Source organism: Microbacterium sp. LjRoot45 (assembly GCF_964253325.1).
Lineage (GTDB): Bacteria > Actinomycetota > Actinomycetes > Actinomycetales > Microbacteriaceae > Microbacterium.
The window spans coordinates 1,051,352-1,074,644 of the sequence record NZ_CAXUQM020000001.1; the positions used below are offsets into that span (position 1 = coordinate 1,051,352).

The 23,293-nt window shown below is 69.5% G+C and carries 28 protein-coding genes; all 28 read left to right on the top strand.

Features of this window, described 5'->3' with window-relative positions; all coding sequences use genetic code 11:
- Positions 1 to 34: 34 nt before the first annotated feature.
- The 28 genes from ACSQ18_RS04865 to ACSQ18_RS05000 all read left to right on the top strand — a co-directional run bounded on the left by ACSQ18_RS04865 (position 35) and on the right by ACSQ18_RS05000 (position 23,285).
- A complete protein-coding gene (locus tag ACSQ18_RS04865) occupies positions 35 to 778 on the top strand; it encodes a hypothetical protein (protein WP_436036031.1) in 744 nt (247 codons plus the stop codon).
- A gap of 3 nt (positions 779 to 781) precedes the next feature.
- The gene (locus ACSQ18_RS04870; RefSeq protein WP_436036033.1) at positions 782 to 964 is read left to right on the top strand and encodes a hypothetical protein; all 183 of its coding nucleotides are present in this window, start codon (positions 782 to 784) and stop codon (positions 962 to 964) included.
- 1 nt (position 965) lies between these two features.
- Positions 966 to 1,358 carry a hypothetical protein gene (locus ACSQ18_RS04875; protein WP_436036035.1) on the top strand — a complete coding sequence of 131 codons (393 nt, stop codon included), beginning with the start codon at positions 966 to 968 and terminating at the stop codon, positions 1,356 to 1,358.
- 3 nt (positions 1,359 to 1,361) lie between these two features.
- On the top strand, positions 1,362 to 1,988 hold the full coding sequence (locus ACSQ18_RS04880) for a P27 family phage terminase small subunit (RefSeq protein WP_436036037.1): 627 nt from the start codon (positions 1,362 to 1,364) through the stop codon (positions 1,986 to 1,988).
- Positions 1,989 to 2,049: 61 nt separating this feature from the next.
- Positions 2,050 to 3,777, top strand: a complete 1,728-nt coding sequence (locus ACSQ18_RS04885; protein WP_436036039.1) for a terminase large subunit domain-containing protein — start codon at positions 2,050 to 2,052, stop codon at positions 3,775 to 3,777.
- Between the two features lie 14 nt (positions 3,778 to 3,791).
- Complete coding sequence (locus tag ACSQ18_RS04890) at positions 3,792 to 5,060, top strand: phage portal protein family protein (RefSeq protein ID WP_436036041.1); 1,269 nt, start codon at positions 3,792 to 3,794, stop codon at positions 5,058 to 5,060.
- Positions 5,057 to 6,337 (top strand): head maturation protease, ClpP-related, encoded by a 1,281-nt coding sequence (locus tag ACSQ18_RS04895; protein ID WP_436036042.1) that lies wholly within the window; start codon positions 5,057 to 5,059, stop codon positions 6,335 to 6,337. Before ACSQ18_RS04890 ends, ACSQ18_RS04895 begins: the two co-directional genes overlap by 4 nt.
- A 2-nt stretch (positions 6,338 to 6,339) precedes the next feature.
- On the top strand, positions 6,340 to 6,702 hold the full coding sequence (locus ACSQ18_RS04900; protein WP_436036043.1) for a capsid cement protein: 363 nt from the start codon (positions 6,340 to 6,342) through the stop codon (positions 6,700 to 6,702).
- Between the two features lie 13 nt (positions 6,703 to 6,715).
- On the top strand, positions 6,716 to 7,639 hold the full coding sequence (locus ACSQ18_RS04905; protein ID WP_436036044.1) for a phage major capsid protein: 924 nt from the start codon (positions 6,716 to 6,718) through the stop codon (positions 7,637 to 7,639).
- On the top strand, positions 7,639 to 7,860 hold the full coding sequence (locus ACSQ18_RS04910) for a hypothetical protein (protein WP_436036045.1): 222 nt from the start codon (positions 7,639 to 7,641) through the stop codon (positions 7,858 to 7,860). The genes ACSQ18_RS04905 and ACSQ18_RS04910 overlap by 1 nt, the downstream gene beginning before the upstream one ends.
- Positions 7,861 to 7,894: 34 nt before the next feature.
- Positions 7,895 to 8,257, top strand: a complete 363-nt coding sequence (locus tag ACSQ18_RS04915) for a hypothetical protein (RefSeq protein WP_436036046.1) — start codon at positions 7,895 to 7,897, stop codon at positions 8,255 to 8,257.
- Positions 8,254 to 8,580, top strand: a complete 327-nt coding sequence (locus ACSQ18_RS04920; RefSeq protein ID WP_436036048.1) for a hypothetical protein — start codon at positions 8,254 to 8,256, stop codon at positions 8,578 to 8,580. The genes ACSQ18_RS04915 and ACSQ18_RS04920 overlap by 4 nt, the downstream gene beginning before the upstream one ends.
- An 11-nt stretch (positions 8,581 to 8,591) precedes the next feature.
- Positions 8,592 to 8,909, top strand: coding sequence for a hypothetical protein (locus ACSQ18_RS04925; RefSeq protein ID WP_436036049.1), 318 nt, complete (start codon positions 8,592 to 8,594; stop codon positions 8,907 to 8,909).
- Entirely contained in the window at positions 8,906 to 9,310 is a 405-nt protein-coding gene (locus ACSQ18_RS04930; RefSeq protein ID WP_436036050.1) for a phage tail terminator protein, read from the top strand. The genes ACSQ18_RS04925 and ACSQ18_RS04930 overlap by 4 nt, the downstream gene beginning before the upstream one ends.
- An 11-nt stretch (positions 9,311 to 9,321) precedes the next feature.
- Complete coding sequence (locus ACSQ18_RS04935; protein ID WP_436036051.1) at positions 9,322 to 10,098, top strand: IPT/TIG domain-containing protein; 777 nt, start codon at positions 9,322 to 9,324, stop codon at positions 10,096 to 10,098.
- Positions 10,099 to 10,171: 73 nt separating this feature from the next.
- Positions 10,172 to 10,621 (top strand): DUF7426 family protein, encoded by a 450-nt coding sequence (locus ACSQ18_RS04940; protein WP_436036052.1) that lies wholly within the window; start codon positions 10,172 to 10,174, stop codon positions 10,619 to 10,621.
- Positions 10,622 to 10,941: 320 nt separating this feature from the next.
- A complete protein-coding gene (locus tag ACSQ18_RS04945; protein ID WP_436036053.1) occupies positions 10,942 to 14,598 on the top strand; it encodes a phage tail tape measure protein in 3,657 nt (1,218 codons plus the stop codon).
- A complete protein-coding gene (locus ACSQ18_RS04950) occupies positions 14,591 to 15,385 on the top strand; it encodes a hypothetical protein (protein WP_436036054.1) in 795 nt (264 codons plus the stop codon). The genes ACSQ18_RS04945 and ACSQ18_RS04950 overlap by 8 nt, the downstream gene beginning before the upstream one ends.
- Positions 15,378 to 17,558: a hypothetical protein gene (locus ACSQ18_RS04955; RefSeq protein ID WP_436036055.1), complete on the top strand. Its 2,181-nt coding sequence runs from the start codon at positions 15,378 to 15,380 to the stop codon at positions 17,556 to 17,558. Before ACSQ18_RS04950 ends, ACSQ18_RS04955 begins: the two co-directional genes overlap by 8 nt.
- Positions 17,555 to 17,728: a hypothetical protein gene (locus ACSQ18_RS04960; RefSeq protein ID WP_436036056.1), complete on the top strand. Its 174-nt coding sequence runs from the start codon at positions 17,555 to 17,557 to the stop codon at positions 17,726 to 17,728. Before ACSQ18_RS04955 ends, ACSQ18_RS04960 begins: the two co-directional genes overlap by 4 nt.
- Positions 17,728 to 19,620: a DUF859 family phage minor structural protein gene (locus ACSQ18_RS04965; protein WP_436036057.1), complete on the top strand. Its 1,893-nt coding sequence runs from the start codon at positions 17,728 to 17,730 to the stop codon at positions 19,618 to 19,620. The genes ACSQ18_RS04960 and ACSQ18_RS04965 overlap by 1 nt, the downstream gene beginning before the upstream one ends.
- A gap of 2 nt (positions 19,621 to 19,622) precedes the next feature.
- On the top strand, positions 19,623 to 19,775 hold the full coding sequence (locus tag ACSQ18_RS04970; RefSeq protein WP_436036058.1) for a hypothetical protein: 153 nt from the start codon (positions 19,623 to 19,625) through the stop codon (positions 19,773 to 19,775).
- An 11-nt stretch (positions 19,776 to 19,786) separates the two neighbouring features.
- Complete coding sequence (locus tag ACSQ18_RS04975) at positions 19,787 to 20,041, top strand: hypothetical protein (RefSeq protein WP_436036059.1); 255 nt, start codon at positions 19,787 to 19,789, stop codon at positions 20,039 to 20,041.
- 64 nt (positions 20,042 to 20,105) lie between these two features.
- Positions 20,106 to 21,005 (top strand): hypothetical protein, encoded by a 900-nt coding sequence (locus ACSQ18_RS04980; protein WP_436036061.1) that lies wholly within the window; start codon positions 20,106 to 20,108, stop codon positions 21,003 to 21,005.
- Positions 21,002 to 21,442 carry a hypothetical protein gene (locus tag ACSQ18_RS04985; protein ID WP_436036062.1) on the top strand — a complete coding sequence of 147 codons (441 nt, stop codon included), beginning with the start codon at positions 21,002 to 21,004 and terminating at the stop codon, positions 21,440 to 21,442. Before ACSQ18_RS04980 ends, ACSQ18_RS04985 begins: the two co-directional genes overlap by 4 nt.
- Positions 21,439 to 21,801, top strand: coding sequence for a hypothetical protein (locus ACSQ18_RS04990; protein WP_436036063.1), 363 nt, complete (start codon positions 21,439 to 21,441; stop codon positions 21,799 to 21,801). The genes ACSQ18_RS04985 and ACSQ18_RS04990 overlap by 4 nt, the downstream gene beginning before the upstream one ends.
- 35 nt (positions 21,802 to 21,836) lie before the next feature.
- The gene (locus ACSQ18_RS04995; protein WP_436036064.1) at positions 21,837 to 22,133 is read left to right on the top strand and encodes a hypothetical protein; all 297 of its coding nucleotides are present in this window, start codon (positions 21,837 to 21,839) and stop codon (positions 22,131 to 22,133) included.
- Between the two features lie 6 nt (positions 22,134 to 22,139).
- Positions 22,140 to 23,285 carry a phage upper tail fiber protein gene (locus ACSQ18_RS05000; protein ID WP_436036065.1) on the top strand — a complete coding sequence of 382 codons (1,146 nt, stop codon included), beginning with the start codon at positions 22,140 to 22,142 and terminating at the stop codon, positions 23,283 to 23,285.
- Positions 23,286 to 23,293: the final 8 nt, after the last annotated feature.

The window sequence follows — 23,293 nt, forward strand, 5'->3', positions numbered from 1 at the left end:
CGCCCTCATCAACCGACCGAAACGGAGCACCACCGTGACCAAGCGCATGATCGGCTCGCCCTTCGATATCGCCCCCGACCCCGAGCGCTCCGCCGAGGTTCTGCGCCGCCGCGAGTTCGAGCGCCACATCGCACCTCCGATCCCGGTGGACGGACCCGAGCACGTCATCTACGGCGGACGCCAGGAAGGCAAGACGTGGCTCGCCACACGCTGGCTGGATGCCACGCCTCGCGGGCGCCGACGCATCTTGGTCACGCTGAACGCCGACATGGCGCGCGAGGTCAACGACGCAGCCTTCCCCTACGGCGAGGCTGAAGCGATCTCGTATCGCCAGCTGCAGAACCGCGGTGCGGAGGAGGGCGTCGAGTACGGATTCGACGACGTCGCCCAACTGCTGGCCGAGGTGTTCAAGCTCCACGAGCCACCCCGGCTCGTGACCATCTGCACCGCAGCACCGTGGCAGGGCGAGGAGCCCGAGAGCGAGGAAGCGGAAGAGGCTCCCGCGCTGAAGGTCGCGCTCGGGGTCGACCAGCTCGTGCGGGAGCTCGTCGGCGGTGAGCCTGCGGCGCCGCCGGCAGAGGAGGAGCCGCTGCTGCGCTACTTCACACACACGCATCTGCCCGAGGGGCCCCTCGCTGAGACCTCGCGGCTGTTCGCCGTGGTAGCTCGTCAGCTGGTGGAGACGCTGCCGCGCTCGCCGGAGCGCACCGTCGCTCTGCGCAAGCTGCTCGAGTCGAAGGACGCGGCGGTGCGAACTGCGCTCGACGTCGGAGCGTGAACCGTGCCTCGCGATCTCGGCATCCGCGTCGACGCGACCGAACCGGTCCGGCTCGACGAGGACTGCCCCGAGTGCGGCTGGTCGGATCTGTGGCGGGCGTCGATGCTGCTTCTCGGCGCGGCTGGCGTGTCCACGCTCGGCGTCGCGACGCAGTGCTCGCGGTGCGGCTACTCCCGGACGGGCTGACATGCACGACCGGCGCGACATCCGCGATCGCCGCGAGAAGGGCGGCACGATCCGGGGGATAGCCCGGGAGGCCGGCGCCTCCCGCAACGCTGTTCGACGGGCGCTCGACCCGGAGGCCGCGCTCGAGTACCGACGGCAGACCCTCGCGGATGAGTACGAGCCGGCGGTGCGGGACATGCTCGCCGACTACCCGCGAGTCAAAGTCGCGCAGATCGCAGAGCTCGTCGACTGGCCGGGGTCCCGGCGCACCCTCTCCGACCTGGTGGCCCGCCTGCGTCCCGAGTACCTCGAGCGGGAGACCGAGGACCTCAACCGACCGAGCGTCGGCGTGATGAAGGTCGGGCAGCTCACCGTCGGCACGATGACCGTCGGCCGAATGACACTTGGAGCGTGAACGATGGCAGCTCGCCGACCGTCGACGATCCCCGCCGGCCCGCCTGACCGCCTTGGCGAGACAGCGAGCGAGGTGTGGCGGGAGGTCATCGCCCGCGGTGCGATCTCTCCGAAGGCCGACGCGGCGATGCTCGAGATCTACTGCGTGATCGTCGCGCAGTCCCGCGACGTCGCCGCGAAGCTCTCGACCGAGGGTCTGGTCGTCGCGGACGAGAAGCGTGGCGCCATCGTGCATCCCGCGCTCGCCGCCGCACGCCAGCTCGCCGACCAGCTCAAGGACTGGGCGCCGATGTTCAACGCGCCCAAGGCCGCCGTCCGACGGCGCGGGCCGATGTACGACGCGACGAAGCACTCGATCGCCGCAGAGCCGAAGCTGGCCGACGACGAGCGGTTCAAGGCGGCGTGCGAGGCGGTGCTCACGCTGGCGTGGCTGATCGACGAGGCGCAACGCGAAGGGCTCGACTCCCTGCGTCAGGCGTCCTACGTGATGATTCCGAGCTACCTCAAGGGCTGCGCCGCGCTGCAGATCACGCCGGCGTCGCTCCCGCCTGACGCGAAGAAGGTGACTGGTGGTGGCAAGGTCCGCAAGTTCGAGGACGCGGCCCGCGCCCGCCAGGCGCTCGCCGGCTAATCGACCGCTCCGGACACACTGGCCGATTCCCACCGGATGCGGCCAGCTGTACGTCGACAAGGTGCACGAGCACGACGTCGCCACCCCCGAGACCGCCCGCAACTACGGTTCCGCCGAGCCGCGCATCTGCACCCTTCCGCTGCGCGAGCTCACTCCGGAGACGAGCCTCGGCTTCGAGGTCATCGACTTCGCCTTCGAGGTCCTCAACGTCGTTCTCCTGCCGTGGCAGCGGGCCGCGCTGATCCGGATGCTTGAGCTCAACGAGGACGGTTCGCTCCGGTTCCGCACGGTCCTCGTCCTCGTCGCCCGACAGAACGGCAAGTCGACACTCGCGCAGGTCCTCACCATCTGGCTGCTGTTCGTGTGGGGCTGGCCGCTCGCGCTGGGCACTGCGCAGGACCTCGACGTCGCTGAGGCGCTCTGGGAAGAGGTCGTCGACATCGTCCACGAGGACGAGGAGCTCCGCTCGCTCGTCGCCGGCGTCACGAAGGTCAACGGCAAGAAGTCGCTCAACCTCACGTCCGGCTCGAAGTACAAGGTGAAGGCCGCCAACCGGCGCGCCGGCCGCGGACTGTCCGGCAACCTCGTTCTTCTCGACGAGCTTCGCGAGCACCAGAGCTGGGATGCCTGGGGAGCGATCACCAAGACCACCATGGCCCGCGCCGAGGCGCTGATCCTCGCGCTCTCTAACGCCGGCGACGTCACCTCCCGCGTGCTCCGCTATCTGCGCCTCATGGCGCATCGGGCCCTGGGCGACCCGGACGGCATCGCCGCGGCCGAGGAGTCCAACAGCTCGGCGCCGACGTCATTCGACCTCGAGTCCATGGAGGACTTCGACGAGCCGTTCGCTGACGACGAGCTCGACGACTACGACGACGAGGGCGAGCTCGCGCTCGAGGACCTCGAGCAGGACGAGGACACCCTTCTCATCCTCGAGTGGTCTGCCCCTCCCGGATGCGATCGGCGCGACCGCGTCGGATGGTCGTGGGCAAACCCGTCCCGCAACTACACGATCTCCGACCGCACCATCGCGTCTGCGATGCGCACCGACCCGGAGTGGGTGTTCCGCACTGAGGTCCTGTGCCAGTGGAACGACGGCGCCAACTCCGGCCCGTTCGACCCGGGCTCGTGGGAGACGACAACGATCGAGACGTTCGTCGACGACGAGGGCAAGCAGCGCATTGCTCATCCGGAGGTCGACCGCATGGTCGGTGACCTCTATGCCGGGATCGCGCAGGCGGGCTCGCGCGTGCAAACGTTCATCGCGCTCGCCGGTCGCCGTCCTGACGGTGACGCCCAGGTGCAGATCGTCACCGGACGCCCAGGAACCGACTGGGTCGCCGAGTGGCTGACCGCGCCGGAGCGCAAGGGCCGTATCAAGGCGGTGACCGGGCAGGTGAAGGCCGCGCCGGAGTCCACGCTCATCAAGAAGCTCAAGCAGGACCAGAGCTTCCAGGTGCCGATCGTCGACCTGCAGCTGCTGGACGCGCACGCCGACGCCGATGACGCCCTCCGCGAGCTGCGGGTGTGGCACACGCCGTGGCCGATTCTCGACCTCGCGGCGCAGACCGCTGAGCGGAAGTACCTCGCTGGCGGCACCTGGGTGCTCGACCCGGTCAACTCGCCTGTGGAGATCGCCGCGTTGCGCGCCTGGGTGGCCGCCCTGTGGCTGCTCGGCCAGCCCGTGCAGGAACCGCCACCTCCGCCACCGCCGCCGCAGACCGTCAATCGGGACGAGCTCGACGACGACTTCGACGACGGCGAGAGCATCGCCACCGTCCGATTCTGAGAGGGGGACCACCCTTGCCCGAAGAGATCGGCTACCAGACGGGGATGCTCCCCACTTGGGGGCAGCTCGTCGCTGAGACGCACGAGACCAACCCGGACCTCATGTGGCCGCAGTCGATCGACGTGTACGACCGGATGCGGACCGAGGACGCGCAGGTCGGTTCGGTCCTGCAGGCGGTGACCAAGCCGATCCTGAGCACGGAGTGGGTGATCGATCCCGCCGGCGCCGACGATGAGGTCGTCACCCACATCGCCGGCGACTTCGGACTCCCCATCAAGGGCCGCGATCCGATCGCACCGCTGCGGACCCGCAACCGGTTCTCCTGGAATGACCACGTCCGACTCGCGCTGCTCGAGCTGCCTTACGGGCACTCGATCTTCGAGCAGGTGTACCGGCCGGAGGGAGGGCTCCTCCATCTCGCGAAACTCGCCTGGCGGCCACCGCGCACCATCTCTGACATCAAGGTCGGCTCCGACGGAGGCCTGATCGCGATCGAGCAGCACGGCGTCGCCGGCAAGCTCAAGGTCACCATCCCGGTCGACCGGCTGGTCGTGTACGTCAACGAGCGCGAGGGCTCCAACTGGCTCGGCCGGTCCCTGCTGCGCACCGCGTACAAGAACTGGCTACTCAAGGACCGACTGCTGCGCATTCAGGCCCTGACCGCCGAGCGAAACGGCCTCGGCATCTCGACCTACACGGGTGCCCCGCCGCCGGACGCCGGCACGTACGAGGACAAGGAGAAGTGGGCCGACGAGCAGGTGAAGTCGGGCCTCAAGATCGCCAAGGAGGCCCGCGCCGGCGACACATCCGGCGTCTCTCTCCCGCACGGGGCCACGTTCGAGCTCAAGGGCGTCACCGGCAAGCTGCCCGACAGCGACGTGCCGATTCGCTACCACGACGAGCAGATCGCGCGCGCGGTGCTCGCTCACTTCCTGAACCTCGGTACCGAGACAGGGTCGTGGGCGCTCGGGTCGACGTTCGCGGACTTCTTCACGAACTCGCTCAACGCGGTCGCGCAGCACATCGCCGACATCACCCAGCAGCACGTCGTCGAGGACCTCGTGGACCGCAACTGGGGTCCCACGGTCCGGGCACCCCGAATCGTGCCGGCCAAGATCGGCGCGCAGCATCCGGCGACGGCGGAGGCGATCAAGGCGCTGCTCGAGTCCGGTGCTCTCAGGTACGACCCGGCTCTCGAGGCGCATGTCCGCGCCCTGTACGGCCTGCCCGTCCGAGATCCCAACTACACGCCGCCGCCCACGGCGGCTGAGGAGGCAGCATGAACCACCACTCGCCTCGCGCGACTCGGTATTGGGGCAGCGTCCCTCAGCCGAAGTCGAAGAGCGAGATCTTCAACGCGGTCACGTCGCCGGCGCCGTCCGGCGACGGAACGATCGCGACGATCCGCATGTACGGGCCGATCGACTCGTGGGGAGGCTGGTGGGGGATCTCCACCAAGGAGGTCAGCAGCGTGCTCGACGCGCTGCCCGACACGGTCACCCAGATCAACCTCCGCATCAACTCGCCCGGCGGTGAAGTGTTCGAGGGGATCGCGATCCTCAACCTCCTCCGCGCTCACAAGGCCAAGGTCACCGCCATCGTCGACGGGCTCGCCGCATCGGCCGCATCGATCATCGCAGCCGGCTGCGACGAGGTCGTCATGTCGCCCGGCACGCAGCAGATGATCCACTCGCCGTGGACCATCACCTGGGGTGCCGCGGTCGATCTCCGCAAGACCGCCGACATGCTCGACGGGGTCGAGCGGTCCGCGATCGAGATCTACACCGCGAAGGCCGGACAGAAGGACTGGGCGAAGCTGCTCGCCGACGAGACCTGGCTCACCGCCCCCGAGGCGGTCGCCCTCGGCCTCGCCGACCGCATCGCGACAGTGAAGGACGCCGGCGAGACCGTCACTGTCGGCGACCTGCCCGACGAGGGGGACGACGGCGAGCTCATCGAGGACGCGGCATTCGTCGTTCCCATCTCCCGATTCCCTGACCGCATCGCCGCCGCCGTGGCCTCGGTCTCCAAGCTCCCGGTCTCGTCCGAGCCGGGTGAACCCAACCAGAAGGAGAAGCTCAACATGAGCGACACCATCAAGGCTGGCCTTCGCGAGCGGCTCGGCGTGAAGGACGCCGATGCCACCGACGAGACGCTGCTCGCAGCGCTCGACGAGGCGCTCGCCGAACAGCCCGACACCCCGGCAGCCCCGGCGGCCGCGACCGTGCCCGATGGCGCCGTCGTGCTCGACGCGGCCGCGTTCGAGGAGCTCCGCACCAACGCGGCCCTCGGCGCCAAGGCCCGCGCCGAGCAGGAAAGCGACCGACGCGACGCGATCGTCGCGAAAGCGCTCGGCGAAGGCCGCATCTCGCCGAACGCGCGCGACAAGTGGCGCGCCGCGCTCGACAAGGACGAGGACGGCACCAAGGAGCTGCTCGCGTCCTTCCCCGCCAACACCGTCCCCGTGGCCGAGATCGGTCACTCCGACACCGTGAACAGCGCCGATGAGGCCCTGTACGCGGCGGCCGGCTGGGGCGCCGACGAGAACAAGGAGGCCTGATCATGGCCGACCACATCCACCTCTTCAAGCCCGGCGCCTCGGTCACCTGCACCGCCAGCGCCGACGTGACCGGCAAGCGCCTCGTGGAGATCACGGGCGCCCGCGCGGTCGCGCATGCCGCGGCCGACAGCGTCAAGGTGTTCGGCGCGGCCGCGCAGGACACCAAGTCGGGCGAGGACGTCCTGGTGCTGCGCGGCGGCGTCCAGGAGCTCGTCGCCTCCGCGGCGATCGTCGCCGGCGCCCGGGTGAAGCCCGCCGCCGCCGGCAAGGTCGTCACGGTCGGCGCCGGCGAGGCCGGCATCGGCCTCGCCATCACCGCGGCCGGCGCCGCGGATGCCCTCGTCCAGATCGCACTGGACCGATAAGGAGAACGAACCCATGGGAAACTCCCTGACCTACCCGGTCCCGTCGATCGACAACACGGCGCAGCTGAGCGCGGAACAGATCCACCAGATCCTCCGCTCCCAGTCGCTCATCGGCCGACGCATCCGCACCCTCGCAGCGCAGCGGTTCATCTCCGACGCGCTGCTCAAGGGCCGCTTCCGCGCCGTCGGCGGCACCGTGCTCTACGAGAACGGCGAGCCGATCTTCGCGCCCGACAACCCCGAGGCGATCGCCCCGGGCGGCGAGTACCCGCGCTCGCAGGTCACCGCCGGTGACCTCGCCGCGGCGAAGGTCGACAAGTGGGGCCGCGACGTGCCGATCACCGATGAGTCGATCAAGCGCCGCGGCATCGACGTCGTCGACCGCGCGACCCGGCAGCTCGTCAACCGCATGGTCAAGTTCGTCGACTCCGCCGCGCTCGGAGTGATCGCGTCGAAGGTCACCCAGACCAGCGCCGCGACGGCGAGCTGGACGACCGCCAAGGCGATCGTCGCATCCGTGGAGGCCGCGAAGGCCGCGGCCGAGGAGTCCGGCGAGGGCCACGTGCTCGACACCATCGTCCTCAAGCCCACGCAGTACGCGACCGTCATGTCGCTGTTCCTCGACGCCGGCCTCCTGCCGCGCGAGGCCGCCAACCCGCTCATCACGGGACGGTGGCCCGAGGTGCTCGACCTCACCTGGCTGCGCTCGCCGTTCGTGCCGACCACGGCGCCCATGCTCGTCGATACCGACGAGCTCGGCGGCATGGCCGACGAGGACCTCGGCGGCCCCGGCTACACCAACGCGCTCCCGGGCGTCGAGGTCAAGTCGATCCGCCAGGAGGAGACCGACGGTTACCTCCTGCGCTCGCGCCGCGTCACCGTGCCCGTCGTCACCGACGCCACGGCCGGCGTGACCATCACCGGGGCGTTCGCCTGATGGCCGGCTCGAAGACGCGGCACCGCGTCAAGGCCACCATGATCGTCGCCAAGGTGCCCGGCGCCCAGGGCGGGGAGGTCTACCTCCGCCAGGGTGCCGTGCTCCCGGAGTCGGTCACCAACGACGAGATCAAGCGTCTCAGCACGCTCGGCCTCATCGAGAGGTTCACCGTCGACGAGCCCACCGGCAACGACGACGGCAACCAGACGCCCGCCGCGTAAGCGCGGGCGCACAACCCGACAGGGGGCGATGGACATGATCCCGACCACGGCGATCAGCACCGACGAGGACCTCGCACGCCGAGTACTCGTCCGCGCGCGCTCCATCGCCCCCTGCATCGACAACTTCATCGCGAACACCGAGCCGTACAAGGACGCGGTGGCGATCCTCAAGGGCGTCATCGCAGAGCTGCCCGACCCTGGCGCCCGCCGGGCGAAGTCGCTCAGTCGGGACGGCACCTCGATCACGTTCGCCGACATCGAGTCCGCCTTCGACGCAGACGCCATCACTTCGCTGCGTTCGCTGTGCACGCAGGCCGCCGCGCCGGGCACGCCGCTGGGCAGCTTCCCGGAGCGCAGCGCGATCGCGAACCTCTGGCCGGAAGGTCGCTACACGTGAAGTGGCCGGCGTTCTTCTACCCGCATCGGGTATCGGTCCGTGACCTCGTGGAGGACGGTGGCCGCGGCGAAAGCTGGGCAGACCCGCGTGAGCTGCGCGCCGAGGTGAAGGACGAGCAGAAGCTCGTCCGCGACGCGAATGGCCGCGAGGTCGTCTCGTCCACCGAGGTGAAGGTCGCGCTCGACGCTGCCGTCCCCATCGGGTCGCTGGTCACCGTGTGGTCCGGCACGACTTCGCAGCGGGAGGCGCGCGTGATCGCCGTCGGCCGAAGCGACAACACGGGCTCCGGGCTCGACTCCTTCCTTCGTCTCTCGCTCGAGTAGGAGGCCCACGCGTGAAGATCCACAACGCGATCCTCAGCACCGTCGAAAAGGCCGCCCAAGAGTCGCTCAAGGCGGTCGGCCGCGACGTGCTCAAGAGCGCCCGCGAGAAGTCGCCCACCGACTCCGGCGCATCCGACAAGTCTGGCTTCGTCGCGAGCGACGACCTCACCGTGCAGGTCGGCTTCACCTCGCTCGTCTCCAAGCTCAACCACGAGAACCTCGACTGGCGGCACGAGGACGGCGGCGAGCCGAAGTTCCTCGAAAACGCCGCGCTCGAGTACGACGTCGAGGGCAAGATGGCCAGCGAGATGCGCAGGCGTCTCGCATGATGAGCGACCACGAGCTCACAGAGCTGCTCTGCCAGGCGCTCGGCAGCATCCCCGGGTGGCAGTACCCGGCAGTCAAGACGAGCCCGGTGGGCGTCTTCTACGGCGCGATCGGCACCGCTCCCGACCAGGCGGTCGGGGTGCGGGTGTACGGCGTCGCTGACACCCGCGTAAGCGGCGTCCGCGGCCGCCGCGTGCAGCTGCGCCTCCGCGGCCGCAAGGGAGTCCGCAGAGGCGCCGACGAGCTCGAGCTGCCCGCGACCGCGGTGCTCGAAGGACTCTCCCGCGTGGGAGGGATCAGTGGGATCACCCACCTGTCCATGGCCCCGATGGGTGCCGACAACGACGCCCGCGAGGAGCGGACGGACAACTACATCATCACGTTCGACAACGACACGATCTGAGGAGATCTCACATGGTCAACGAAGTCACGCTCCCCGCCGGCACCACGCTCGGCAAGAGCTTCGAGTACGGCATGGACGTCAACCTGGGCACGCACGACGCCCCGGTCTGGGCGCCCCTCCGCCGGATGTTCGGGTTCGGCATGACGCCGACCCCGCAGACATTCGACGCGCAGACCTACGACGACAAGGGCGCCCCCAACGCCGATGTCGGCGGCTGGGCGTTCGCGATCGCCGTCTCGACCAACATCAACCGGTCGGCCACCACGGGCGAGTATCTGCCCGAGATCGAGGCGCTGCGGCAGCGGACGCTCCCGACCGCCAAGGGTGAGGCCGCGCAGGTCGAGGTGCGCTGGTACCACAAGCCGGAAACGGGCACCCCCAACCCGACCGACGCGGGCCGCGGCTACGTCACGGTCGCCTACTCCCGGTCCAACACCGGGCCCGGCGGCGAGACCGAGGTGTGGAACTGGACGCTGACGGGCGTCGGCTCCTACGAGGTGATCGCCAACCCGTTCGCGGGCTGGGATGTCACCGCACCGAAGCTGACGTCGGCGAGCCCCGAGGGCGCGGCCGAGGGCGAGCTGGTGACCATCATCGGCGCCGGCTTCGTCGGCGTGACCGGCGCCGGCGGCGTGAAGTTCGGAGCCTCCAACGCCGACGACTACGTCGTCGTCAGCGGGTCGACGATCATCGCGTCCCTCCCCGCCGGGTCGGCCGGATCGGCGCAGATCGTCGTCACGTCGCCGGCCGGCGCATCCACGGCGCTCCCGTACACGCGCGGAGCCTGACACAACCACGAACCACAAGGGCGGAGGTCACCAACACCGGTGACCTCCGCCCTTGTGTCGTAGAAGGAGCACCATGGGCGCCATCGCATTCGACAACTGGGTCAAGCCCGACCTCGAGCTGCAGCTGCGCGGCAAGACGTACACCGTCCCGCCGCCCGACACCGAGCGGGCGCAGAAGATCCTCGCGGCCGCGGTCCTCGGAGAGATCAGACTAGGCCTGGTCCGGGGCGACGTCCCCGAGGATGTGACGGAGATCCTCAGCCGCGTGTCCAAGGGGGAGCACTTCGCCCTCACCGACGAGGTGCACCGCCAGATGGTGGCCGACAAGGTGCCGCAGGTCAGCATCGACCGGATGGCCTACTACGCGGTCTTCTACTGGGCGCGTGGCCAGGAGTACGCCGACATCATCGCCGCGCTCATGTGGGGCCCGGAGATCGCCGCTGAGGCCGCCGCGGGGGAGGACACCCCGGCCCCAAAAGCGCGGCGCTCCTCACGCCGGAAGAGTGGGTCCAGTACGGCGTAGGGGAGCCCATCGACGTCGACGAGAACGGGCTGCCGATCTTCGCCGACTACAGGCCGCCCGCGGCTGCGCTCGAGGCGGCTGGCGCCACCGCCAGCCCCAAGCCAGACGCGGACGGCAACGAGGTCCGCGTCGACGCGACCGTCTACGGGATCGTCACCAACTGGGACGCGGTCGCGATCGACCTCGCGCAACATTTCCAGATCGACATCCACGCACCCGAGACACTCCGCCGGCCGTGGCCGCCCGTGCGGGACTACATCCTTTCGCTGCTGCACACCGACTCCCGGTTGCGAGCCGCCCTCACCATCCGGAGGTGAACGATGCCCCTGCGCGTAGCCGAGCTCGAGACGCTCTTCACCGCGAACGTCGACGGCATCGCCAAGGGCGAGTCCTACGTCAAGCAGGTCGGGCAGCGCATCGAGTCCAAGCCGATCAAGCAGAAGGTCGACGCGGACGCCAAGGGCGCCCTCGCCTCGATGGACCGCGTCGAGCAGCAGGCCAAGCGCATCGTCTCCCAGCGCACCGTCGCCACCGTCGACGCCAACATCGAACGCACCGAGAAGGCGTTCATCCGCGTCAAGGAGCGGCTCGACTACCTCCGCTCCGTGGAGACCGAGCTCGACGTCAACGCCGACATCGCCCGCGCCGAAGCCAACATGCAGAAGGTCGAGCGCCAGCTCAAGGGCCTCCGCTCCGCCCGTGCCGTCATGGAGGTCGACGCCGACACCGCCCCGGCCGAGAACGCCATGGCGGACGCGGCCGATGCCGCCGGCGACTCCGGTGCGGACGCCGGCGAGCAGTTCGGCGCCGAGATCGTCGCCGCGCTCGCCGCCATCCCGATCGCCGGCGCTGTCGTCGCTCTCGGCGCAGCGGCCGCCAAGGCCCTGCTGAACGCCTTCGACGAGGGCCTCCAGCAAGAGGCCGGGCGCGACCGCCTGCAGGCGCTCACCGGCATCAGCGAGGTCGCGGCACAGCGTCTCGGCTCCATGGCGGGCGAGGCGTACGCGAACACCTTCGGTGAGTCCGTCGAGCAGAACATGGACACTGCCCGGCTGGCGCTGCAGTTCAACATCATCGACGAGGAGACCGCGAACCGGGACGCGCAGTCCGTGATCGAGGGACTCGCCGGCATCGCGGACGTGCTCGGTGAGGACGTCCGCCCGGTCGCGGCCGCAGTCGCCACCATGCTCCGCACCGGCATCGCGAAGAACTCCAAGGAGGCCTTCGACATCTTCGCCGCCGGCGCACGCAACGGTGTGAACCGGGCCGAGGATCTCCTCGACACTTTCACCGAGTACCCGGCGCTGTTCGCTCGACTCGGCCTGTCTGGTGAGGAGGCTCTGGGCCTGCTCAACCAGGGCCTCGAGGCGGGCGCCCGGAACAGCGACCTCGCTGCGGACGCGCTCAAGGAGTTCCAGATCCGGGCGACCGACGGCACGGACGCATCCGCGGCGGGATTCCAGCTGCTCGGTTTCAACGCTGAGCAGATGACCGCGAAGATCGCCAAGGGGGGCAAGGCGGCCCGTGACGGGCTCGCTGAGGTCCTCGACGAGCTCCGCCGCACCGAGGACCCGGTGAAGCGGAACGCGGCCGCCGTGGCCCTGTTCGGCACCCAGGCGGAGGACCTGGGCGAGGCGCTCTTCGCGATGGACCTGTCGACAGCCGTCGACGAGCTCGATGGCGTCAAGGGCGCCGCGCAGGAGATGTTCGACACCCTCACGGGGAACGACGCATCCAAGGTCGAGCGCGCCAAGCGCAACATCGAGGTCGCCGTCGACGGCATCCAGGGCGCCCTCGCGACCGCGTTCTCCGAGCCGCTCGGCGACTTCGCCGACTGGGTCTCGGCCAACCGTGGCCCGCTGCTGCAGTTCTTCAGCGACATGCTCAACGGTGCCATCGACTTCGCGATCGGCTCCACCGAGGCGTTCGGCTCATTCGTCTCGGGTCCGCTCGCCGAGGTGGTGTCCGGTATCGCCGGCGTCATCGACGTGTTCAACGGCATGGAGGGCCGGCCCAAGGAGCTCGACGATCTGGCCGCCAGCATGCGCGGGTTCGACGAGAACACCGCGGATGCCGTCGCAGGACTCGAGGAAATGCGCGGGCAGTTCAACGGCTTCGCCGACGAGCAGATCGCGCTCGGCTACCTGAACGACGCCTCGCTGCGCCTCGCCGACTCGATCAGCCAGGTCGGTGACGGATCGGCCTCGATGAAGTCGCAGGTGCGTGACGCGCTCGAGGCGCTCAAGGAGCAGGGCGACGCCGCGGCCGCGACCGGCGAGGACCAGGCGACTCTTGCCCAGCGGTACAAGGACGGCGAGGACGCGCTCGTCGACCAGATGGTGCAGATGGGCAAGACCGAGGGCGAAGCCCGCAAGCTCATCAACACCGTCAAGAAGGGCGCCAACGGCGAGCTCACGTTCGACTCGAACACCGCGGCCGCGCAGGCCGAGGTCGACACGTTCATCAACCGCAACAGCGGACGACGGATCACCGTGACCGTGGACGCGGAGGGCGGCAACACCTACCAGGTTGCCGGCACCAACATCCGCTACCGAGCAGGCGGCGGAGAGGTCACCGGTCCGGGCGGGCCGAAGGACGACGAGATCCCCGCGATGCTCTCCAATGGCGAGCACGTGCTCACGGCCGAAGAGGTCGTGAAGGCCGGTGGACAGGGCCAGATCTATGCCCTCCGCTCGGCGATCCGATCCGGCCAACTGCAGCGAGTACTCCGTGGGCAGATCCCTGGGTTCGCCTCCGGCGGCGCGGTCAGCCGCATGCTGCTGGACTGGACGCGGTCGCAGCGCCGCGGTGAGAACCGCGAGGCCGGGATGAACGGCAACGCACTCTCCCTCGTCGACGAGCTCTTCCAGGTCATCGAGGTCTCCAGCAAGCGCGCCCAGGGACGCCTCCGCAACGAGGCAGTCCGCTCCGAGCGGCAGCTGCAGCGGCTCGAGAAGGCGGGTGAGGCCGCCGAGAAGAAGCTCGACAAGGCGCGTGAGCGGCTGGCTGGTTTCCGCGACACTGTCGAGTCGTTCGCGTCGGGGATCTCGAGCGTGCTCCGCCGGGCATTCGACGTCTCCGCCTGGGGCTCGCTCGGCTCGAAGCCGACGACGCAGACCCGGCAGATCGACGGCAGCTCGGTGACCACGGTCACCAGCTCCAAGACGTCGCTCACCGCGGCGAGCATCGCGAAGGACGCGAAGACCAAGGCGTCCGCGATCAAGCGGTTCGCGGGCAAGCTCGAGCAGCTCGCCAAGAAGAGGTTCGACCCGGCACTGATCGCCGAGCTCGCAGGGCTGGGCGTCGAGGAAGGGGAGCCGGTCGTCGACGCGCTGCTGAAGGCGACGAAGGCTGAGGTCGAGTCGATCAACTCGTCCTACAAGACGAGCAACAAGTACGCCGACAAGGCGGGCGACCAGGTCGCGATGATGCAGATCGATCCGGAGACGAAGCAGACCTACGCCAAGCTCATCTCGACCGCGGAGAAGCAGGTCCGCGACGCCAAGAAGAACGCCGACGACATCCGCGCGGCGCTGTCTCGCGAGGTCGACCGCATCATCCGGACGATCACCTCGGGCCTCAAGGCCGCCCCCAAGAAGGCGGGCGGCGGACGGATCTCCGGCCCCGGCGGTCCGACCGACGATGCCGTGCTCCTGTGGGGCTCGAACGAGGAGCACATGTGGACCGCGGCCGAGGTGCAGGGTGCCGGTGGGCACTCCCGCGTCGAGGCGCTCCGCCGCGCCGCGCTGGCCGGCCAGCTCACCAGCATCCCCGCCTACGCCACCGGGGGACCGGTCACCACAACAGGCGGATCGCATGCGCTCGCCGCTGCCGCCGCGTCGTCGACGCGGCCCGCACAGAAGGTGATCAACGTGACGGTGGTCCAGAACCATCCTGTCGCGGACGATCCCGAGCAGCGGGCGTGGGAGGCGGCGCAGATCGTGGCGGGCGCGGCGATGGGAGGCTCGGATGTATAGCGTCGACGGGATCGCGCTGCACAACCCCGGGATGGGGTGGAAGCTCCTCGCCCCGTCCCGGCCGCTCACCGACTACTCGGTCGAGCGGACGTCGCTGCGTGTGCCGGGGCGCCCCGGTGTTGTCGCGAACGTCGACGACAACCTGGCCTCGCTCCTCCCGCCGACTCCCACGTTCGCGGTGCAGGCGCCGCGGTCCAAGTACGAGACCCTCCTCTCGCTGTTCATGGAGGGGGAGGTGCTCGGCCGCACCGACAACGACTCGATCGCCGCGGCGATCGAGTACCTCTCGAGCAGCCCGGTCGGGCAGGGGCGACGCGACGAGATCGTGCAGGTCACGGCGACGCTGCGCATCCCCGGGGTGTTCTGGCGCGACGTCGACGAGCAGACCTTCACCCAGCCGATCACCGGCGCCTCGCATGAGCTCGACCTGTGGCAGATGCGCGGCCTCGTCTCCGACGCGGTGGTCCGAGCTCGTGGACCGTTCACCAACCTGGTGATCTCCTCTGGCCGCGCATCGCTGCGGATGGGCGACCTCGCCACGGCGGGGCACTACCTCCGGTTCCACCTCGACACCGGCAAGGCATTCATCACCAGCACGGACACGTGGATCGGTGGCACCGCGGCCAGCGGTGGCATCCAGTCGATCGGGCCGGGTGGCCGGTTCGGCATCTACCCGAGCAAGGTCGGCCCGCTCGAGCCCAAGCGCGGCCGCGTCACCGTGACCACCGCGACGCGAGGCGCGTCGACGCAGCTGGAGATCAGGGGGAGGGGAGCGCACCTTGCATGACTTCGACATCCAGGTGCGCCGCTACTCGACCCCGACGACACCGGCCGAAGTCATCCCGGCGATCCTCTCGTTCACCCCCGTGGAGAACGACGCGGCGGTACTGACGCTGCAGGTGTCGGAGGTCATCGCCGGCGACCTGCCGACCCCGTTCTACGCGGCCGTCGAGCTGCTCGGCGAGGAGCAGTGGGAGAAGCCCCGCAACGACCTGTTCGTGTTCCACGGTCGCACGGGGGACAAGAAGGACCCCGCGGGCATGCGCTCCTACACCGGCGTGCAATGGGTCGCCGACCGGATGGGCCGGCACTACATCAGCGAAGGCGTCACCGACGACACGATCACCTGGCTGGGCGCATCCGCCGGCGCGGTCATCGACGACTTCCTCACCCGCATCCCGGGCACCGGCGTCGGGCACTCCACGTTCACCCCCACCCACGACTCCAACGGCAACGCCTGGTCGAGCGCGGACAAGAGCGACCAGACCGCCCGCCTCTGGCAGTCCGGCGGTCAGATCCTCTCCGCGCTCGCCGCCGGCGCCTACTGCCAGTGGTACTCGAAGGGAACGGAGCTGCACCTGGTGCGCCCCGGCAGCGGGCAGGACCGCACTCAGACGATCCCGATCGGGCCCGGCGCGAAGAGCATCGAGCCGAACGAGTCGACCGCTGACACCGCCTCAAAGTTCTACGTCGTCACCGACACCGATGTGCCGACCCAGATCGTCACCCGCCCCGAGCTCGGCGCCGGCCCGCGCGAGGCGGTCGTCACCGTCTCCGGCGCGACCACTGCCGCGGTGGCGCTGCGGATGGCGCAGCCGATCATCGACGCCGCCTCGCAGGTGCGGCGCGAGTTCACCGTGACATACGACGCGATGTCGATGCTGCCCGCCCGGCCGCTCATCGACTTCCAGCTCGGTGACCTGTTCACCGTGGCCGGCGGCGCCTACCGACTCGTCGGTGTGCAGATCTCGAAGTCCGACTCCAGCGTGACGGTGCGACTGACCTTCGGCGAGCGGTTCCTCAGCCTCGTCTCGAAGATCGCTGCTCGAGCGGCGCAGATCTCCTTCGGATCGATCTCAATGACCGGCGGCTCCGGGCAGCCGATCCCGCCCGGTGTCGTGAAGCCGAAGGCCGAACCGTCGGCGCCGACCGGCCTCACCGTCGTGTCGAACGTAGGCATGGTGCGCGCGAACGGCGAACCGTACGCGCAGATCCGCCTCGAGTGGGACCCGGTGACGACGACGGTGCACGGCGCCGACACGGCCGTCACCACCTACGAGGTGTGGGTGGGTGTCGGCGACGCGTCCCCCGCGCCCCTCCTGGAGCGCTCTGAGACGTTCGCCGAGGTGGAGTGGTCCGGCGATCTCCGCACGGTCCAGGTGCGGGCGTACAACGGCGCCTGGTCGGTGCTGTCCGATCCGGTCACCGTCACACCCGCGAGCCCCGTGCAGGACGTCACCGCTCCGACGATGCCGATCCTGGTGACCACGCCGTTGGGTGTGATCATCTCCTGGGACGGGCAGCTGGAGACCGGGCCTGTCGGCCCGTCGTTCTGGCAGCTGTACGCGGAGGTTGCGCCCGCATCCGACGGCGCGTGGACGCGCGCCGGCGCGCCCGTGACGACCGACGGGCAGGTGGCGATCGTGCGCGGTGCGGTCGGCACCGAACTGTATGTGCGCCTGTTCTGGCGGGACACGTCCGGCCGAACCTCGAACCCGTCGACGGTGGCGAGCATCACGGTGATCGGGCTCACGCCGGACGACCTCGAGTCGATCCCCGACTTCTTCGCCAACACCGCGATCATCGCTGAGCTGACCACCGGCATCCTCAAAGCCGGCGTCATCGAGGTCGACATGCTCGCCCCGAACGTCGGTGAGCAGATCCAGCTCGAGGCGAACGAGGGGTTTCTCATCCTCGCCGGCCGCGTCGACGAGCTCGAGGAAGCCGGCCAGTACTACCGCTTCGGCCCGGACGGCGCGGTCATCGGCCGCGAGGGCGACCCGACCACGTTCGAGTTCCGCAACGACGGTGCCTCGTTCAGCGTCAACGGGGTCGAGGCGACGACCTGGGGGCCGCAGGGCATGGACGTGCCCCGGCTGACATCCGACACCGCGGTCATCGGAAACCTGCAGTTCGAGGTCTCCGGCAACCGCACGATCGTGAGAGTGGTGCAGACATGACGCGCTACAAGGTGCGGGTGGCGGTCGGTCCCACCTTCGACGAAGGGATGGGCGTGCTCGTCGACGCCGAGTCGGAGGAGCAGGCCGCCGAGCTCGGACTACTGGCAGCCACTCGTGAGATGCCGTTGCCGTTCGAGGTGCGGCTGCACGACGTGACGGCGGTCTCGTAGTGGCCACGTTCAAGGACGCGATCAACTCCCAGTACGACGCGGAGCTCGTCATCACGCTCGTCAAGCAGGAGGTCACCAACAACCGGTCGCTGGTGCGGCGAACGGTCCGCAACCGGAAGGACGAAGGATCCGGTCTCTGGAGCAACACCGGCTACCCTTGGTCGCTGTCCGGCGGCGGCAACGAGTCCGGCACGTACACGTACGACTTCACCGAGTACTCGGTGAAGACGATCTACGAGGACGAAGTCTGGATCAACCACTCCGCCGACGGCACCCGCACCGTCACCTTCTCAGCGTCGGTGTCCATGGGTGGCCCGCTGTTCGGCACCGGCACCCCCTCCGGTTCGGTCACCCTCCCCACCATCCCGCGTGCTACCCAGCCCGACGTCGGCGGCGCCGTGAACGCGGGATCTGTCCTCGAGATCGACCTGCCCCGGGCCTCGTCCAGCTTCACCCACACGCTCACCTACAGCTTCGAGGGCGCGTCGGGCACGATCGCCACCGGTGTCGGCAGCTCCTACGACTGGACCGTGCCGCTGTCGCTGCTCAACCGCATCCCCGACTCGGTGTCCGGGTCCGGCACGATCACCGCGAAGACCTACAGCGGGTCGACCCTGGTCGGCACGAAGTCGGTCGCGTTCACCATCCGGGCCAGCTCGTCGATCGTCCCCACCGTATCCACGCTCACCGTCTCCGAGGCGGTGCCGGAGATCGCCTCGGCGATCGGCGCGTACGTGCAGGCACAGACCAAGCTCAGCTACGCCATCAGCGGCGCCGCCGGCGTCTACGGGTCGACGATCACCGCGTACAAGGTCACCGTGGCCGGGCAGACGCTCACCGGGCAGTCCGGCACGACAGCCGCGCTCGCCGCCTCGGGGACGGTTAACGTCGTCGCCACGGTGACCGACTCGCGCGGCCGCACCGCGACCCGCACGGTCGCGATCAACGTCCTGCCGTGGGCGCCGCCGAGCATCACCCTCCTCAAGGTGCAGCGGTGTCTGCCGGACGGGACGCTCAACGACGACGGCACCTCGCTGAAGTTCACCGTCGCCGCATCGGTCTCCTCGCTGGTCAACGGCACTCAGCGGAACACGCTGAAGTGGCAGGCGCGCACCCGGCAGAAGGACACGACCGTCTGGACGTCGACCGCGCTGACGACACACTCGGGGATCGCCCTGTCGGCGACGTTCGTGATCAGCACCTACTCGGAGCTGCTCGCGTGGGATGCCCGCTTCGAGGTCACCGATCGCTTCACCACATCGGCGCAGCAGGCCGTGGTGAGCGTCGGCGCAGTCACGCTCGACATCGGACCGAGCGGCATCGGTGTCGGCAAGCGGTGGGAGCGCGGGGCGCTCGACGTCGCCGGCGACATCTACTCGACCCGGCTGCGCCTCTCGGCGACGAACGACGCTGAGCCGAGCAGTACCGCCCACGCGTTCCAGATCGGTGCCGACACCTCGGGCAACCTCGTCATCGATCCGAACGAGATCATGGCGCGAAACAACGGGGCGGTCTCGACCCTGGGCCTGAACAGCGATGGCGGCGACATCATCCTCGGTGGCGCATCGTCATCGATCCAGATCCTCGGCCGTATCAACAGCGCACACACCGCGTACGCCGAAGCGCAGGGCCTCGTCGACATCACCCCCTCGGCCGCCGACACCCCAACCGGCGTGTCGATCGTGTTCCCAGTGGGGCGATTCAACCGGGCGCCGCGCCTGCAGGTGACCGCCGCGACCACCGTGCCGGGCACCGCGACAGGTGTGAAAGGCGTCGGCTACTCCGGCACCAGCGCCTCGGGCACCACGGTCTACCTCACCCGCGGGAGCACGACGACCACGCCGGTCGCCTGGCACGCCACCCAGATGTTCGAGAGCAGCACGGACGGATAGCCATGGACGACCCAGAGACCGAGCCCCCTCTCCGGACGGTGGTCTGCCACACGCCCGACTGCGGCAACGCGGAGATCCCCGTCACACTCCGCTGCCTCGAGCTCGTGGTGTGCAACCCGTGCGGCCAGCTGATCACCGACATCACCACCCACTGAAGGAGCACAAGATGACCAACGTCAACGCCGGAGACCTGGTGCAACGGCTCGGCAGCCACATCGCCGCGCTGACCGTCGACGGCATCGCGAAGGACATCACGATCGAGACGCTGCAGGCCGAGCGAGCCGCGCTCGCCGGCCAGGTGAGCAACCTCACCCGCCAGCTCGCCGAGCGTGACGACCTGATCGCCGAGCGCAACGCGCAGCTCGAGCAGCTGCTCAACGACGCACCTATCGGATCGGATGAGACGCCGGACGGCGTCTGACTCAACCACCCACATATGAGGCCCCTGGCATAGCTGGGGGCCTCAGCCATGCCCGAGGAGGCACATGATGGTGTTCAAGCCTGAGACGCTCGACGGCCAGGCCGCCGCGCGGAAGCTGCTCGCGAAGAAGGTGAACCGGCCGCTGGCGTGCCTCTACGAGGTGTTTCAGATCTTCCCGTTCAAGAGGTCGGACGCGCCCAACGCGTACACGTCCGCGCGGGTGTCGTGGAACCGCACCCCGGTGAGCCGCCGGCACGTTGGCGACAGGAACATGCCCGCCGGCGCGGTCGTGTACTTCAAGCTGCGGATCGAGGACGGCACCGTCGACCCGTGGCCCGGGCACATCTGTCTCTCGCTGGGCGGCAACCGCATCGTCTCCACGGACTGGCCTACCCGTGGCCGCATCGGCGCGACGACGATCGACGAGCTCGAGCGGAAGTGGGCGTCCAACGAGGTCGAGTTCCTCGGGTGGACCGACTGGATCGGCGGACACAACGTGACCACCGGTCCGGACCCCGACGCCGTGCAGGGATCTCCCGCGGGCGCGGCGGTGAAGTACGCGTACGAGAAGGTCGCCCTCGGCCACGTCAACGTGCGCACGTCTCCGCGCAGCGGCGCGGTGATCGCGACCCTCGACCCGGGCACGGTGATCAAGTCCGGCAAGACCATCGCCGGGTGGACTCCGATCAAGGCCGGCAAGATCACCGGCTGGGTGCAGGGCAACCTCGCAGTCCTCCGCACCAAGGCCGTCGCACGCTCGACGCTCGTTCTCCGCGACCGCCCGGCGAAGCTCGGCAAGGGCGGCTCCAAGCGGCTGGCCCGGCTCAAGCGGGGTCAGAAGGTCACCGTCCTCCGCGCCGTGCCCGTCGACGGCAGCTCGGCGAAGGCCGCGTACTGGAGGGTCCGCGTCCGCGTGGGCCTGAAGGTGCTCACCGGGTACGTCCTCCGGAAGTACCTGAAGTGAGCGGGGGGCACCACCCCCTGCAGGATCGCGAGATCGGTCTGTCGGGGCGCGCGCTGACTCTTGCGCTGTTCGGCAAGTACGTCGGCCTCGCAGCGTATGGCTTCTGGGCCGCGATCGTCGAGGTGCCGACGTTCGTCATCGTAGGGTCGCGGGCGTTCGCGCTCGGGTGGGCGCTGTGCGTGGTGGCCTTTGCGACGCTCGCCGCGGCAGCTGTCGCGCGCACGTGGGTGACGGGTCGCTACCGGTTCGAGAAGTGGTCGACCGCCGCATTCGTGCTGTCGTTCGTCGCCTACTCGTTCGCGCTCATCTACCGATCCGGGTCCAGCGGGGACTGGGACAGTGCCCCGCTGTCGCTCGTCCCGGTCGTGGTGTGCGTGCTGCCCACGATCCGGTTCTACTCGCTCGTCAGGCGGCCGCTCACCCGGAGCGCACAGTGACGCCCGCGGCCGCGGACTACACGGGGGAGCTGTTCGTGCTCGGCGGCATCGCTCTAACCGCCATCCTCGGATGGATCGGTTCGCTGATCGTCAAGCGGTTCCGGGAGCCCACTCGCATCGAGACGCTCTGGCAGCGTCTCGATGCGCTCACCAAGGTCGTCTACGGCGACGAGAAGGACCCCGGCCTGCTCGCGCGGATGGAGAACGCTGAGCGCCGCGACGCGTCCAAGGGTCGCATCATCCGCGCACTGTCCCGGCAGTGGCCGGGTGACCACGTGCCGCGGCTCAACCCGGAGGACCTCGCCGACCTCGACGAGGACACCATGCCGATGGATCACCCCTGGCGAGCACACCCGTGATCGCCGCTCAACACCACCACCTGAAGGAGAACCCCATGTCCGACGCCGTCATCCCTCCCGGAGTGAAGCTCGCCGCCAAGCGCGGCTTCGTCCGCACCACCGCACAGGCCTACGCCGCAACCATCCCCACCGGTGGCATCAGCGCCGCGGCGATCATCGCATTTGCCGCGGAGCCGAACTGGCTGGTCGCGGGCATCACCGTCGGCGTCGCTCTCGCGTCCCCGCCGCTCGCGGGTCTCGCCTCCTACCTCTCGATCATCTCGAAGGGCGTCCCGGCCGAGTACCAGGAGGCCAGCGCCGGCAGTGCCGACGCGGTCGACGGAGAGGGCTGAGCTGCAATGACGACGATCACGGGCGACGCCGGGGTCGGTAGCGGCGTCGCCCCGTCGACGATCGGCCCGAACAAGTCCTACATCACCGTCCGGCCTGTCGAGATGGTGACCACCGCCGGCGGTGTGACGATGCTGCCCATCGCCTCGCGCCACGAGCTCGAAAGCGACGGCGCCTTCTCGATCCAGGTCGACCCGCTGCCCGACGGCTTCGCGCACGAGTTCCAGTTCATCATCAATGGCGGCGAGTTCACCTCGCCGCCGCGCTACTGCGAGGTGCCGACCTCCGGCACCGTCGCCTTCAAGGACCTCGTCGACGTGACCCCGCCCGACCATGGCGGATGGGGCGTCCCGGGCTGGATCGCCGATCTCATCGCCCTCGTCGAGGCCGGCGGTGGGGGAGGCGGCGGTGAGGGTGGCCCCGCAGCCTGGGGCTCGATCACGGGCCCCATGTCCAGCCAGACCGACCTCGCCGCCGCGCTCGCCGCCCTGGCCCCGAAGGCGTCGCCAGCTCTCACGGGAAACCCGACCGCGCCGACCCCCTCGCCGGGCGACAACGACACGAGCATCGCCACCACCGCGTTCGTCGCCACGGCGATCGCCGCGCTGATCAGCTCGGCGCCGGGCGCGCTCGACACGCTCGACGAGCTGGCGGCCGCGCTCGGTGACGACGCGAACTTCGCCGCGACGATCACCAACGCGCTCGCGCTCAAGGCGCCGCTCGCGTCGCCGGTCTTCACGGGCAACCCGCGGGTGCCGACGGCCGCGCCGGGCGACGCAAGCACAACGGCGGCCAGCACCGCGTTCGTCGCCACGGCGATCGCTGCGCTGATCAGCTCGGCGCCGGGCGCACTGGACACGCTCGACGAGCTGGCGGCCGCGCTCGGTGACGACGCGAACTTCGCCGCGACGATCACCAACGCGCTCGCGCTCAAGGCGTCGCTCGCGTCGCCGGCGCTGACGGGGAACCCGACGGCGCCGACGCCGGCGCCGGGGGACAACGACGTGAGCATCGCCACGACCGCGTTCGTTCAGACCGAGCTGACCGGGAAGGCGGGCGCGGCGACGCCCGGCGCGGCGCTGGCCATTCTGACGCAGTCCGCGTACGACGCGCTGTCGAGCCCGTCGGCGACGACGGCGTACATCATCCCGTGAGTTGAGGA